The 14,683-nt window shown below is 71.4% G+C and carries 10 protein-coding genes; 9 read left to right on the forward strand and 1 reads right to left on the reverse strand.

Features of this window, described 5'->3' with window-relative positions; translation table 11 throughout:
* The first annotated feature begins 210 nt into the window (after positions 1 to 210).
* The 9 genes from OO69_RS12425 (at position 211) to OO69_RS12465 (ending at position 12,999) form a co-directional block, all read left to right on the forward strand.
* A complete protein-coding gene (locus OO69_RS12425; RefSeq protein ID WP_234444418.1) occupies positions 211 to 1,227 on the forward strand; it encodes a ParB/RepB/Spo0J family partition protein in 1,017 nt (338 codons plus the stop codon).
* Between the two features lie 310 nt (positions 1,228 to 1,537).
* Complete coding sequence (locus OO69_RS12430; protein ID WP_033280616.1) at positions 1,538 to 2,539, forward strand: ParB/RepB/Spo0J family partition protein; 1,002 nt, start codon at positions 1,538 to 1,540, stop codon at positions 2,537 to 2,539.
* 276 nt (positions 2,540 to 2,815) lie between these two features.
* The gene (locus OO69_RS12435) at positions 2,816 to 5,530 is read left to right on the forward strand and encodes a helix-turn-helix transcriptional regulator (RefSeq protein WP_158713377.1); all 2,715 of its coding nucleotides are present in this window, start codon (positions 2,816 to 2,818) and stop codon (positions 5,528 to 5,530) included.
* 163 nt (positions 5,531 to 5,693) lie between these two features.
* Positions 5,694 to 7,964, forward strand: a complete 2,271-nt coding sequence (locus OO69_RS50085; protein WP_078652397.1) for an aminotransferase class I/II-fold pyridoxal phosphate-dependent enzyme — start codon at positions 5,694 to 5,696, stop codon at positions 7,962 to 7,964.
* A 106-nt stretch (positions 7,965 to 8,070) separates the two neighbouring features.
* The gene (gene dpgA / locus OO69_RS12445; RefSeq protein ID WP_420707871.1) at positions 8,071 to 9,219 is read left to right on the forward strand and encodes a 3,5-dihydroxyphenylacetyl-CoA synthase DpgA; all 1,149 of its coding nucleotides are present in this window, start codon (positions 8,071 to 8,073) and stop codon (positions 9,217 to 9,219) included.
* A gap of 17 nt (positions 9,220 to 9,236) precedes the next feature.
* On the forward strand, positions 9,237 to 9,899 hold the full coding sequence (gene dpgB / locus OO69_RS12450; RefSeq protein ID WP_051800959.1) for an enoyl-CoA-hydratase DpgB: 663 nt from the start codon (positions 9,237 to 9,239) through the stop codon (positions 9,897 to 9,899).
* Between the two features lie 49 nt (positions 9,900 to 9,948).
* Positions 9,949 to 11,256, forward strand: a complete 1,308-nt coding sequence (gene dpgC, locus OO69_RS12455; RefSeq protein ID WP_033280619.1) for a (3,5-dihydroxyphenyl)acetyl-CoA 1,2-dioxygenase DpgC — start codon at positions 9,949 to 9,951, stop codon at positions 11,254 to 11,256.
* Positions 11,253 to 12,059 carry an enoyl-CoA-hydratase DpgD gene (dpgD, locus tag OO69_RS12460; protein ID WP_033280620.1) on the forward strand — a complete coding sequence of 269 codons (807 nt, stop codon included), beginning with the start codon at positions 11,253 to 11,255 and terminating at the stop codon, positions 12,057 to 12,059. Before dpgC ends, dpgD begins: the two co-directional genes overlap by 4 nt.
* A gap of 127 nt (positions 12,060 to 12,186) precedes the next feature.
* Complete coding sequence (locus tag OO69_RS12465) at positions 12,187 to 12,999, forward strand: alpha/beta fold hydrolase (RefSeq protein WP_033280621.1); 813 nt, start codon at positions 12,187 to 12,189, stop codon at positions 12,997 to 12,999.
* Here the strand turns inward: OO69_RS12465 and OO69_RS12470 are convergent.
* Positions 12,980 to 14,443: a SulP family inorganic anion transporter gene (locus tag OO69_RS12470; RefSeq protein WP_051800960.1), complete on the reverse strand. Its 1,464-nt coding sequence runs from the start codon at positions 14,441 to 14,443 to the stop codon at positions 12,980 to 12,982. The genes OO69_RS12465 and OO69_RS12470 overlap by 20 nt on opposite strands.
* Between the last annotated feature and the right edge of the window lie 240 nt (positions 14,444 to 14,683).

Consider the following 14,683-nt stretch of genomic DNA (forward strand, 5'->3'; position numbering starts at 1 on the left):
CCGATGCGGTTGGTGTTTATGGCGCTAGGTGCCTAAATAAGGAACATGTCGGTGTGGCCCGCACCGCACGGCAGTGATCCCGCGGCGGACGGTACGGAAGGGAATTCCTCTTCGAGAACGAGAACGGCCGCTCGTCGTGATGGCGGCGAGGACCGGTGAGGAGCAGGGGTGGAAACCGGGGGAGTCATCGATCAACAATCCATAGTGGAAGTGGAAATCGACGCTTTACGGCTGACCGGATCACCACGGCTGGCCGGCGAACGGCAAGAACACATCGAGCTGCTGGCAGCGGTGCCGACCCCGCTGCCGCCGATCATCGTCCACCGTCCCACGATGCGGGTCATCGACGGCTTCCACCGGCTGCGCGCGGCCCGGTTGCGCGGGGACACCACCATCGTCGCCCGCTTCTTCGACGGCGACGAGTCGGACGCCTTCGTCCTGGCGGTACAGCTGAACGTCACCCACGGGCTGCCGCTCGCCCTGTCCGACCGGCAGAGCGCCGCGGAACGGATCATCGCCTCCCACCCCCACTGGTCCGACCGCAGAGTGGCCACGGTCGCCGGCATCGCCCCCGGAACCGTCGGCGAGATCCGCCGCCGGCTGGGCTCCGCCGCCGACCCGCAGGCGCGCCGGCTCGGCCAGGACGGCCGGATGCGCCCGCTCGACGGCACCGCCGGCCGCCTCCGCGCCGGTGAACTGCTCACCGAGGAACCCGGTCTGTCGCTGCGTCAGGTCGCCCGCGCGGCCGGCATCTCCCCGGAGACCGTGCGCGACGTGCGCAACCGCCTGCGGAACGGGGAGGACCTGCTGCCCCGCTCGCGCCGCCGCGACAGCGACGCCGAACCGCGCCACACACCCGCACCCGAGACCGGAACCGGCACGGACACCCGGCCCGGATCCGCGCCCGTCCCGGTGGCCCGCAGCCGGCCCGCCGCCGGACGGCCGGTCCACTCCGTCGCGCAGGTCCGCGCGGACGCGGGGCCCGACCGTGTCGTCCTGGTCAAGCGGCTGATCGCCGATCCGGCGCTGCGTTTCTCCGAGACCGGCCGCAGTCTGCTGCGGCTCCTCGCGATCCACGCGGTCCGCGAGGAGGAGTGGGAGGCGATCATCGGCAACGTCCCGCCGCACTGCAGCGGTGTCGTCGCCGACCTCGCCGTCCAACTGGCCGACATGTGGGCGGACTTCGCGACCCGGGTGCGGAGTGACGTCACGGCCTCGGCCGGCTGACCGCCGCAGTGTGCGGAATCCCGGATTCAGGCGCCCCCTAGGGCATAGGGGGCCGCGCTCCCCAATGTCCACAGGGGTTTCGGCCTGGATGTCAGGCTGTTAATTTCGGTCACATCCGAAGCATGCGAATGCCGCGCACGGATGCTCTGTCCAGGGGTGGCAGGGCGAGTCGAGGGGGTCGAAATCGCCACCTCCCGCATTCCTTGCGGCGGCAGACGGTGGATTTTCTGCAGAAAGCGTGCTTGCACGAGAAATTCTTCTTCGTGGACGGCGACGCTCTCGCAGCGGCGGGGGTATGTGAGGAGCTGGGGTGGAGTCCGAGGGGGCCATAGGGGAACAGCCCGTCGTGGAGGTCGAGATCGGCTCGTTGAGCCTGTCCGGATCACCGCGGCTGGCCGGAGAGAGTCTGGAGCACATACAAGTACTCGTGGCGGCGCGGAACCCGCTGCCACCGATCACGGTGCACCGGCCGACGATGCGGGTCATCGACGGCTACCACCGGTTGAAAGCCGCCCGGCTGCGCGGCGAGAGCAGGATCGCGGCCCGGTTCTTCGACGGGGACGAAACGGCGGCCTTCGTCCTGTCGGTGAGGCTCAACGTCACGCACGGCCTGCCGCTGGCGCTCGCCGACCGCAAGCGTGCCGCCGAGCGCATCATCGTCGCCCATCCCCAGTGGTCGGACCGCAGGGTGGCCTCGGTCACCGGCATCGCCCCCGGGACCGTCGGCGACATCCGCAAACGGGTCGTCCGGGCGCCGGGGCCGGAGGGGCGCCGGCTCGGCAGGGACGGCAGGATGCGGCCGGTCGACGGCAGCAGCGGCCGCATCCTCGCCGGTGAGCTGCTCGCCGAGAACCCGGACCTCTCGCTGCGGCAGGTCGCCCGGGCGGCGGGCATCTCCCCGGAGACCGCCCGAGACGTCCGCAACCGGCTGGGCAACGGCGAGGGCCCGCTGCCCCGGCAGCGCGGACGGGAGACCGCGCCGGACGAGGAGCAGGCCGTAGGAGGGGAGTTCGGGGCGCTGAGACTGGCCCGGCCGGGGCAGCGGTCCCGGCAGGTCGTGGCGCCGGCCTCGGACCACGCCGTGCTGATCAAGCGGCTCATGGCCGACCCGGCACTGCGCTTCAGTGAGACCGGCCGCAATCTGCTGCGCCTGCTCGCTCTGCACACCCTGCGCAAGGAGGAGTGGGAGGCGATCATCAGCAACGTCCCGCCGCACTGCAGCGACATCGTGGCCGACCTCGCCCGGCAGTTCGCCGATCTGTGGTCGGAGTTCGCCGAGCGGGTCGGGGAGGACGTCGCGCAGATCGGCTGAGCCCGCGCCCGGACAGAGGGGGCCGTCGCGAAAGGTGCCGCTTTCGCGACGGCCCCCAGTCATGTGCGGGGTCGTGGAAAGTGGCGTGAATCATTCCGTTCTTCACCGGGAGGGGTTGTGCATTTCTTTTTTAATTTTCCATGAATTCCCTAGCGTTCAATGTCTGAAAATAACCCCCCATTCCCTGGCCGAGTGACCGAAAGTCAGCCCGTGTCGGCGTGAATGAGACGCTATCCTGAGTTGCGCTGACTGATCGGCGAAGGTACGGGGGTGCCTGTGAAGCTCAGTGAAAGGGACGGAGAACTCGGTCTGCTACGACGTCTCTACAGTGGGTGTGTGGCCGGAAAGGGTTCCTTGGTCATTGCCAATGGACCTGTGGGGTGCGGCAAGACCGCGTTGATCCAGACATTCGTCGGGCAGGTGACGGAGCAGGGGGGCGCCGTCCTGTCGGTGACCGGTTCCGCGAGCGAGAGCCTCGACAGGCTCGGACTGATCGACCAGCTGGTCACCGCGATGGGTGCGGCGGACCTCGCCGAGGTCGCGACGGCGGCGGAGGCGAGCGGACGGGTGCCGCGCGCGCTGATGCGGCGCGTCTACCGGGCCGTCGCCGAACTCGCCGGGAAACAGCCGCTCGTCCTCCATGTCGACGACGTGCACTTCGCCGACGAGGCATCGCTCCAGTGCCTGAGGTATCTCGTACGGCGCATCGACTCGCTGGCCGTCCTGGTCGTCCTGACCGAGAGTTCCAGCCACGAACAGGCACTCGCCACGCTCCACGCGGAGACGCTCCACCTGCCCCACTGCCATCGGATCCGGCTCGGTCCGCTCTCGGCCGAGGGGGTCGCCCGATACCTGACGGATCATCCGGCGACGCGTTCGGTGGGGCCCGAGACCGTCGAGCTGTGGGCGCGGACCAGCGGGGGGAACCCGCTGCTGCTGGACGCCCTGATCGAGGACTTCGCCGGACAGGGGGCGACGCCGACCGCGGGGCGGGGTGCCCCGGCGCCGTGCGAGTCGTTCCGGAACGCCTTTCTGCGCTGCCTCCACCGCTGCGAGCCGACCCTGCTCGCCGTCGCGCGCGCCGCCGCCGTCCTCGGCAGATCCGTGACACCCGCCCTGATCGGCGACCTTCTCGGGGCGGACGCGACCTCCGTACGCCGGAGCGTCACCGACCTGCGCGCGGCCGGGCTGTTCTCGGGCTCGTGGTTCGGCCACGAGCGCGCCCGGCTGACCGTCCTCGCGGACATTCCCGGCAAGGACCTCCCCGCCCTGCGCGCCCGGGCCGCCGAACTGCTCCGCGAGAGCGGTGCGCCCGCCGGGGTGGTGGCCGAACAACTGCTGGCCGGCCACGACTCGGCGCAGGCCGGCTGGCACCCCGACATCCTCCGGGAGGCCGCGCGCGAGGCCCTGGCCGCGGGAGACATCGGTGCCGGCGTCGACTATCTGCGGCACGCCTCCGGCCTCTGCACGGACGCCAATCAGGAGGCGGAGGTGATCGCCGCCCTCGCGGAGGCGCAGTGGCTCATCGACCCCGCGAAGGCGTCCCGCTACCTCCCGCAGCTCAGCCGCATGGTGCGCGCCGGGCTGCTCACCGGGTCCGACGCCCTGGTCGTGGTGAAGCAGAAGGTGTGGCGGGGCGAGTTCGCGCAGGCCGACGACCTGCTGCGGATCATCGAGGCGCGCGAGGGCGCCGGTGCGGACAACGCCTGGGACGGAGCGGGCTACTCACGGGCCGTCATCCGCTCGGACCACACCCTCGTCCGGGTGTGGCTGTCCTTCTGCTGCCCCGGACTGCGGCGCGGCACCACGATGTCGCCCCGCACCTTCGTCAGGCTCTCGGCCGACCTCGTCGAACTCGGCAAGGACCCGGCCCCGGACGAACTGCTGCGCGGCACCGGCCGGGCCGGCCCGTTCGCGGACACGCTGGTGGCGTTGATCTTCCTGATCGGGGCCCAGCGGCTGGACGAGGCGCTGCTCTGGTCGGAGCGGCTGCTGGACGAGCCCCGTAACCGGCGTGCCCCCATGCGGCGGGCGTTCCTGGAGACGATCCGAGCGGCCGCGGCCCTGAGCCGGGGCGACGCCGCCCACGCGGGCGAGGCCGCCGGTACCGCGCTGAGCCTGGTCGGCCCGGAGGCCTGGGGCATCGCGATCGGTCTGCCGCTGGCCCTCGCGATCCGCGCGGCGACCGAGAGCGGCGATGTCGACACGGCCAGGACCTACCTCGACCTGCCTGTGCCCATGGTCATGTTCGGCACCCCCTTCGCGCTGCCCTACCTCCAGGCCCTGGGCCGCTTCCACCTCGCCCTGGGCCGGCCGCGCGCCGCCCTGCGGGACTTCGAGTCGTGCGGCGAGCTGATGACGAAGTGGCGGCTCGACGCACCGGAACTCGTGGACTGGCGCAACGACGCGGTCGCCGCCCTCATCGCCATGGGCGATCACCGGCGGGCCCGGGAGCGGGTCGAGGAACATCTCGGCCGGCTCGGTGAGCGGCCCACCCGCGCCCGCGGCATCGCGCTGCGCCATCTCGCGGCGGTGGGCCCGTCCCGGAACAGGCTGCGGCTGCTCCAGGAGGCGGTACAGATCCTCGAAACCTGCGGCGACGGGCTGGAGTCCAGGCGCGCCCGGGCCGAGGAGGAAGCCGCGCGCCGCGCGGAGGAGCAGACCACCGAGCTCGGGCGCGAGCACCCGCTGGGCGCGCTGTGGGACGCTCCGTCCCCGCCGGTACGGCGCGCGGTCCCGACGGGCCCCGCCGACACGGACGTGGTGCCTCCGGCGCTGGCCGAACTCACCGAGGCGGAACGCCGGGTCGGAGCTCTCGCCGCGTCCGGCTGCACCAACCGCGAGATCGCCGACTTGCTCTCCATAACGGTCAGTACGGTGGAACAGCATCTCACGAAAATATATCGGAAATTGAAGGTGCGCGGCAGAGCGGATCTTCCGATGTCACTCGTGCGTTTTTCCGAGGTCGCTTGCCCTCCGCACGGACGGTGAAAAGAAAAGGCCTCACATCCGTCGGCCGGCTCCCCGTCCAAGTCAACTCCCCGTCCAAGTGGCGGTTTCGGACCGTTGGACAGTGTTGTGGTGAGGATTACGACCGTGTGATCCTGAATGCCGAATCAGCCTTCCAATAACCGATTCAGCCGGGAGGAATTCCATGGCCGGACGGAGCCTCGACGACTATGCGCGACTGGCCCGGAAAGAATTCGATCACCTTCTGGCGGAATCCCTGGAAGCCGTTGAACGGGCCTCCGAGGCGAACAGGGCGGCCTTCGACCTGACCGGTCTGCGGCCGGCCCGTTCCACCCGGCCCGGGCCGCCCGACACCACCACCAAGATCCTGGACCGCCCCTGGGCCGCGCCGATCGCCGTCGGCCCGCTCGCCGGACTCGCCCGGCCCGCGGACGAGCCCGCCGTGCTGCGGGCGGCCGACGCGGCGGGACTCCCCGTGGTGGTCGACATGGTCACCCCGGACGACCTCGCGCACCCGGTGCCGGCCGGCGACGGGCCGCGGTGGCTCCGCACGTACGGCCAACGGGAGCCCGGTGACATCGAGCGGTCGGTGGCCGACGCGGAGCGCGCCGGGTTCGCCGCGCTGCTTCTCTCTCTGGGGTCCCCGGGACTCTCTTTGGGGTCCCAGGGACGCGGCCGAATCGCGCGCCCCGATGCTCCCCACGCGGACTGGTCCGACGTGGAGCGGCTGCGCGCCACGTCCACGCTGCCGCTGCTCGTCGCGGGCGTTCGCACCGCCGCCGATGCCTCCCGCGCGTTCGACGCCGGGGCCGACGGCATCGTCACCGACGCGCTGGACGCGCTGCCCGACCTCGCCGCGGTCGCGGGCACGCACCGGCCCGTCCTGCTCGGCGGCGGCATCCGCCGGGGCGCCGACATCCTGCTCTCCCTGGCCGCGGGGGCCGACGCGGTCCTCGTGGGACGGCTGGTGCTGGAGGGGCTGATCGTCGACGGGGAGGCAGGCGTCACCGAGGTGCTGGGCGCTCTCGTGCGCGAGCTGGAGGAGGCGATGACGTTCACCGGAACCGCCTCGATCGCCGAGACCCGCGCCGACAGCCTCCGTACCGGACACCGTCCACCGCCCCGCGTACACCCGACGGACACCCCTGTCGGTGCCGTCGGAACCCTGCGCAAGGACGACCTCCACCCCAGCCTCTCCGACCCCGTCCTGGACACGATGACCTTTCTGAACGAGGTCACCCACCGCTACCCGGACGCCGTGTCCTTCGCGCCCGGGCGGCCCTACGACGGGTTCTTCGACACCGAGCAGATCTTCACGTACCTCCGCCGCTACCTGGACCATCTGGCCGCGCAGGGGCACACCGAGCAGGACATCCGCACCGCGATGTACCAGTACGGGCCCACCGCCGGCCAGATCCGTGGGATCGTCGCCGACTCGCTGCGCGCGGACGAGGGCATCGACGTCCCGGCGGAGTCGATCGTCATCACCGTCGGCGCGCAGGAGGCCATGCTCCTGGTGGTGCGGGCCCTCACCGCAGGCCCCGACGACGTGCTCCTCGCGGCGAGCCCCTGCTACGTCGGCATCACCGGCGTGGCCCGCCTGCTGGGCGTGCCGGTGACGGCCGTGGAGGAGCGGGAGGACGGGTTCTCCTGCGCCGATCTGGAGGCCGCGATCGTGCGGGAGCGCGCCCGGGGACGGCGGCCGCGGGCCCTCTACGTGATTCCCGACCACTCCAACCCGTCGGGCACCACGATGGACGCGCCGACGCGTGCCGCGCTGCTGGAGACGGCGGAGCGCCACGGCATCCTCCTCATCGAGGACAGCCCGTACCGCAGGGTGAGCCCCGGGACGCCGTTGCCCACGCTCAAGTCCATGGACCGTTCGCGGAGCGTCGTCCACCTGGGCTCGTTCGCCAAGACGGTCTTCCCCGGCGCCCGGGTCGGCTTCGCGGTCGCCGACCAGCAGGTGGTCGACGCGTCGGGCCGGACCGGTCTCCTGGCCGACGAGCTTGCCAAGATCAAGAGCATGGTGACGGTCAACACCTCGTCCCTGAGCCAGGCCGCGGTGGCGGGCGCCCTGCTGGCGGGCGAGGGCCGGATCTCCGAGATGAACGCGGAGCCGGCGGCCTATTACGGCAACGCCATGCGGACCACGCTGCGCAATCTCGACGCCCGTCTCCCGGCGGCCCGGCGCGCCGCTCTGGGCGTGCGCTGGAACGAACCGACGGGAGGTTTCTTCCTCACGGTCCAGGTCCCCTTCCGGGCGGACAACGCGGCGCTGACCCGGTCGGCACAGGAATTCGGCGTGATCTGGACCCCGATGAACTACTTCTATCCGCAGGGCGGCGGCCATCAGGCCCTCCGTCTCTCCACCAGCTATCTGACGACGGCCGATATCGAAGAGGGCACCGCGCGGCTCGCGCGGTTCATCGAGGCGCAGTCCTCGGCGTCGTGAATTCTCCGGGAAAGGCGAAGCACGTGATCGGGAACAGCAATGCACGGATACCGCGGTCGAAGCCGCGCATGTGGGGGTGGACTTTTCGATGACCATCAATCTGGACCTGCCGGAAGGACTGGAGGCCGACGTCCTGGCGGACGATTTCCCGCGGCCCGTCGTCCTGACCGGTGACGGCGCCCTGAAGACGCAGTACCGGCCGCGGATCGTCGGGGTGGGGACCGCCACGTCGGCCGCCGTCTACTCCCAGCAGGAGGTGCTCGACGCCTTCCGTATCACCGACCCGAAGATCCAGTCGGTCTTCGCCAACAGTGCCATCGACCGGCGCCACCTGACCCTCCCGGAACCGGACGCCGACGGTGTCCGCGCCCCCGAGCCGCAGGGCGACCTCCTCGACAAGCACAAGGCCATGGCGACGGAGATGGGCGCCGAGGCACTGCGCGCCTGCCTGAAGCGGGCCGGCGCCGAACTCTCCGATCTGCGCCACCTGTGCTGCGTGTCCTCCACCGGCTTCCTCACCCCCGGCCTGAGCGCCCTGATGATCCGCGAACTGGGCATCGACCGGCACTGCAGTCGCAGCGACATCGTCGGCATGGGCTGCAACGCGGGGCTCAACGCGCTGAACGTCGTGGCCGGCTGGTCCGCCGCCCACCCGGGCGAACTCGCCGTCGTCCTCTGCACGGAGGCCTGCTCAGCGGCGTACGCGATGGACTCCTCGATGCGGACCGCGGTCGTCAACAGCCTCTTCGGAGACGGCGCGGGAGCGATCGCCCTGAGGTCCGGCCCCGGCGACGAGGCGTCCGGCGCGGCCGAGGGCCCGACCCTCCTGAAGTTCGCCAGCTGCATCATCCCCGACGCGATCGGCGCGATGCGCTACGACTGGGACCGCGACCTGGACCGCTTCAGCTTCTACCTCGACCCCCAGATCCCCTACGTCGTCGGTGCCCACGCCGAGATCGTGGTCGACCGCCTGCTCCAGGACACGGGCCTGCGCAGGAGCGACATCCGCCACTGGCTCGTGCACTCCGGCGGCAAGAAGGTGATCGACGCGGTGGTCGTCAACCTCGGCCTGACCCGCCACGACCTGCGCCACACCGTCGGCGTCCTGCGGGACTACGGCAACGTGTCGAGCGGATCGTTCCTTTTCTCGTACGAACGCCTCCTCGACGAGCAGGTGACCCGGCCCGGCGACTACGGAGTGCTCATGACCATGGGCCCGGGGTCCACGCTCGAGACGGCGCTGGTCCAGTGGTGACGACAGGAGAGAGCGCAGTGAGTGACGTAAGTGCCGTGCCGACACTGGCCGTTGACGGATCCCGGCCGCTGTCGATCAGAACCGTCAAGGACCTCACCGCCCTGTGCGACGAGGTGGAGGACCGGGGCGGGGCCGCGATCCTGCGGGTCACCGGCGCACCCGCGCCGGGCTGGGCCGACGGGCTGGACGTCTCCCTCGTCACCAAGTGGGAACGGGTGCTGCGGAGGTTCGAGCGGCTGCCCGGGGCGACCGTCGCGATCGCGGCCGGCGACTGCGGCGGAGCGGCGCTCGACGCCTTTCTCACCGCCGACATCCGGATCGCGACGCGCGACAGCCGTCTTCTGCTGTCCTTCGACGGGGAGGCCACCTGGCCCGGCATGGCCGCGTTCCGCCTCGCCCGCCTGGCCGGCGCCGCGCGTGCCCGCCGTGCCGTCCTGTTCGGGGACCCGATCCCGGCGCCCGAGGCGCTGACGCTGGGCATAGCCGACGAGCTGACCGAGACACCGGACACAGCGGCGGAAGCCGCCGTCCAGCGCTGCGAGGGCCTGTCCGGGAAGGAACTCGCCCTGCGGCGCCAACTCCTCCTCGATGCGATGACGGTCAGCTTCGAGGACGCCCTCGGCCCGCACCTGGCGGCCTGCGACCGGGCTCTGCGGCGCGGTGTCGAGGAGGCCGCGTGATGACCCGGCCCAGCCACGGACTCCCCGGTGCGCAAGGCGGGGCGGCGGCATGACGACCGCCCTGCTGGAGCAGGAGACCGCGCGTGCGGAGTGGTCGGCGCTGACCGAGGCGGCCGAGCGCGTGGACAAGACGCTGGCGTCGCTGCCGTATCCGACGCGCCGCACGCCCGAAGAGCGGGACCTGGCCGAGGCGGTGAAGAACCGGGCCCGCGCCCTGCGCGCCCGGTTCCTCGACGGGTACGGCGACGCCGTGTACGACCGGATCACCGAGGGGCGTACCCGCGGCCTGCGGATCGACGAACTGGTCGCGGCCGCGGCGACCGCCTTCCCCGGCCTGGTGCCGGACGCCGGCCGGCTCGCGCAGGAACGGAGCCGGCCGCAGGCCGACAAGGAAGGCCACGAGATCGACCAGGGCATCTTCCTGCGGGCCGTCCTGCGGTCCCCCTCGGCCGGCCCGCACCTCCTCGACGCCATGCTCCGGCCGACGGCCCGGGCGCGGCGGCTGCTGCCGGAGTTCCTGCGGACCGGTGCCGTCGAGATGGACGCCGTACGGCTCGAACGCCGCGACGGCGTCGCACGGTTGACGATGTGCCGGCACGACCGGCTCAACGCCGAGGACAACCAGCAGGTCGACGACATGGAGACGGCCGTAGACCTGGCTCTCCTCGACCCGGGCGTCCGGGTCGGCCTGCTGCGCGGAGGGGAGATGAGTCATCCCCGCTACCGCGGCAGGCGGGTGTTCAGCGCGGGCATCAACCTCAAGAACCTGAGCTCGGGTGACATCTCCCTGGTCGACTTCCTGCTGCGCCGTGAACTCGGCTACATCCACAAACTCGTCCGGGGCCTGCTCGTCGAGGACCCGGACCGGTGGCACTCGCCGTACGCCGAGAAGCCATGGGTCGCCGCCGTCGACGGCTTCGCGATCGGCGGCGGCGCCCAGCTGCTGCTGGTGTTCGACCATGTCCTCGCCGCGTCCGACGCCTACTTGAGCCTCCCGGCCGCCAAGGAAGGGATCATCCCCGGGGTGGCCAACTTCCGCTTCAGCCGGTACGCCGGGCCCCGGCTGTCCCGCCAGGTGATCCTGGAGGGGCGCAGGATCTGGGCCTCGGAGCCCCAGGCACGGCTGCTGGTGGACGAGGTCGTGGACCCGGGGGAGCTGGACGCCGCCGTGGAGCGGAGCCTGGAGCGCCTCGACGGGGAGGCAGTGCTCGCCAATCGGCGGATGCTCAACCTCGCCGAGGAGCCCGCCGAGGCGTTCCGCGCGTACATGGCGGAGTTCGCCCTCCAGCAGGCGCTGCGGCTGTACGGCGAGGACGTGATCCACAAGGTCGGCCGGTTCGCGGCGAGGTCGTCATGAACCCCGACGACCGCGCCCGGGTGCGGTACGAGAAGAAGGACCACGTCGCCCGCGTCACCCTCGACCGTCCCGAGGTGCTGAACGCGATGGACCTGCGCACGCACGAGGAACTCGCCGGTGTCTGGGACGACGTGGAGGCCGACGACGACATCCGCGTGGTGGTCCTCACCGGCGCGGGCGACCGGGCCTTCTCCGTCGGACAGGACCTGAAGGAACGCAGCCGCCTCGACGCCGAAGGGACCCCTCGGACGACGTTCGGCAGCCGGGGCCTGCCCGGCTGGCCCCGGCTCACCGAGCGGTTCGCCCTGTCCAAACCGGTCGTGGCACGGGTCAACGGCTACGCCCTCGGCGGCGGCTTCGAGCTGGCGCTCGCCTGCGACCTCGTCATCGCCTCGCACGACGCGGTGTTCGCCCTCCCGGAGGCGCGGCTCGGGCTGATCCCGGGCGCGGGCGGCGCCTTCCGCCTCGCCCGTCAGCTGCCCCTGAAGACGGCGATGGGACATCTGCTCACCGGGCGCCCGATCGACGCGGCGACGGCGCTGCACTTCGGACTGGTCAACGAGGTCGCCGAGGAAGCTGACCTGGACCGCCGGGTCGACGCCTGGACGGCCGACCTGATCCGCAGCGCACCCCTGTCGGTACGGGCCATCAAGGAGGCCGTGATGCGCTCGCTGGACCAGCCGCTCCCGGAGGCGTTCGCCACGAGGTACACGTGGGAGGAACGGCGTATGCACAGCCGTGACGCGGTGGAGGGCCCCCGGGCCTTCGCGGAGAAACGTGATCCCGTGTGGTCCGGCCGGTGAGGTGATCCGGGTCCGCCGACGGGGGTGAACTCGTCGGCGGACCCGGGCGGTTGGGCTTCCGAGCAGCGCGGCGGACCGCTCCGTCCGCCAGGGGCCGCCCCACAGCGGGCGGCGGAAGGACAGGACGATGCCGTTCGCACGCGTCAACGGAACAGCTCTCAGCTACGACGACCACGGCGGCCCGGGGGAGCCCGTCGTGCTGGTCGCCGGCACCGGCAGCCCGGGACGGGTCTGGCGGGCCCACCAGGTTCCCGCCCTCAAGGCGGCCGGCCACCGTGTCATCACGCTCGACAACCGCGGCATCCCGCCGACCGGTCCGTCCCCCGCCGGATTCACCCTCGACGACATGGCCGCGGACGTCGCCGGTCTGATCGAGCATCTGGGCGCGGGGCCCTGCCAGGTCGTGGGCCACTCGCTGGGCGGGCTCATCGCGCAGGAACTCCTCCTGGCCCGGCCCGAACTCGTCACGCGGGCCGTGCTGATGGCCAGCTGCGGACGGGCGGACGCGCTGATCACCGCCATGTCGGCCGCCGACATCGAGCTGGCCGACAGCGGCGTCAAGATCCCTCCCGCCGTGTCCGCGTACCGGCAGGCGCTGCAGAACCTCTCACCACGGACCCTCAACGACGAGGAGCGGCTCCGGGACTGGCTCGGCATCCTGGAGCTCTCCGGCCCCGACCCGTCGACGATCCGCGCACAACTGGGCCTGGAAGTCGTCCCGAACCGCCTTCCGCACTACCGCCGCATCACCCGCCCCTGCCTAGTCATCGCCTTCCAGGACGACCTGGTCGTCCGCCCGCACCTCTCGCGCGAACTCGCCGCGGCCATCCCGGCGGCCGCGTACACCGAGATTCCCGGCTGCGGCCACTACGGCTACCTGGAACGGCCCGACGCCGTGAACGAGGCGGTCGTCGGATTTCTCAGCGGAGCTGCCCGCTGAGGGTCTGGTGGATGCGGGCGCTGGGCTCGTTCAGGCTGATGATCTCGACGGTCTTGCCGCGCTGGGCGTACTTCGCCTCGACGGCGTCGAGCGCGGCCACCGAAGAGGCGTCCCAGATGTGCGCGGCGGACAGGTCGATGACGACCTTGTCGGGGTCGGTGGCGTAGTCGAACCGGCCGACGAGGTCGTTGGAGGCGGCGAAGAACAGTTCGCCGGTGACGGAGTAGACCACCCGGCTGCCGTCGGGGTCGGTGACCGAGGTGACGTCGGCCTGGTGGGCGACGCGCTTGGCGAAGACGACCATGGCCGTGACGCTGCCGACGACGACGCCGACGGCGAGGTTGGAGGTGGTGACCACGCAGGCGACGGTGATCACCATGACGGTGATCTCCCCGGCGGGCATCCGCCTGAGGGTGCTGGGCGCGACGGAGTGCCAGTCGAAGGTCGCGAAGCACACCATCACCATGACGGCGACCAGGGCGGCCATCGGGATGTCGGAGACGACCGGACCGAAGACGACGCACAGCACCATCAGGAACGCGCCGGCCAGGAACGTCGACAGCCGCGTGCGGGCCCCTGAGGCCCGTACGTTGATCATGGTCTGGCCGATCATCGCGCAGCCGCCCATCCCGCCGAAGAAGCCGGTGACGATGTTCGCGATGCCCTGCCCGACCGACTCGCGGGTCTTGTCGGAGTGCGTGTCGGTGATGTCGTCGACGAGCTTCGCGGTCATCAGCGACTCCATCAGACCGACCAGGGCCATGGCGAACGCGTACGGCGCGACGATCTTCAGCGTTTCCAGGGTGTACGGCACGTCCGGCAGCCCCGGCACCGGGAGCGAGGACGGCAGCTCGCCCTTGTCGCCCACGGTCGGCACCGCGATCCCGGCGGCGACGGTGATGACGGTCAGGACGACGATGGACACCAGCGGTGCCGGGACCACCGTGCTGACCTTCGGGAAGAACACCAGCAGGGCCAGGCCGGCGGCGAGCAGCGGACAGACGGCCCAGGGCACGTCGTGCATCTCCGGCACCTGCGCCATGAAGATCAGGACGGCAAGGGAGTTCACGAAGCCGACCATCACCGAGCGCGGCACGAACCGCATCAGCTTCGCGACGCCGAGCGCGCCGAGGACGATCTGGAAGACACCGGCGAGGATCACGGCCGCGACCAGATAACCGAAGCCGTGCTCGCGGTTGAGCGGACCGATGACCAGGGCGACGGCACCCGTGGCCGCGGAGATCATGGCGGGCCTGCCGCCGACGACCGCGATGGTCACGGCCATCGTGAACGACGCGAACAGGCCGATCGCGGGGTCGACCCCGGCGATGACCGAGAACGAGATCGCCTCCGGGATCAGCGCGAGGCCGACCACCAGACCGGCCAGCACCTCGGTGCGCAGCACCTTCGGCGACCACCAGGACGGGCGACGGGAGCCGGTCATCCACGCGGCAGGGGACAGGGGGGACCGTGCGGAGGGGGACAAGACGCGATGAACCTGTCGTGCTCGGGCACGCCCGGTGTCACCGTGGGCGCGCGGGGAGGCATAGGGGAAGGAAGGGAAGAGACGGCTGGCGGACCGACGTCAACGGTCGGACCTCGCCGGGGGCTTCGTCGGCCCCGACACGGTGGGAACGGGCACGGCACAGCGCACGCAGCTCCCGACGCCGGGGAACTCTACCCG

It is taken from the genome of Streptomyces sp. NRRL F-525, assembly GCF_000716605.1.
In the GTDB taxonomy this organism is placed as follows: Bacteria; Actinomycetota; Actinomycetes; order Streptomycetales; family Streptomycetaceae; genus Streptomyces.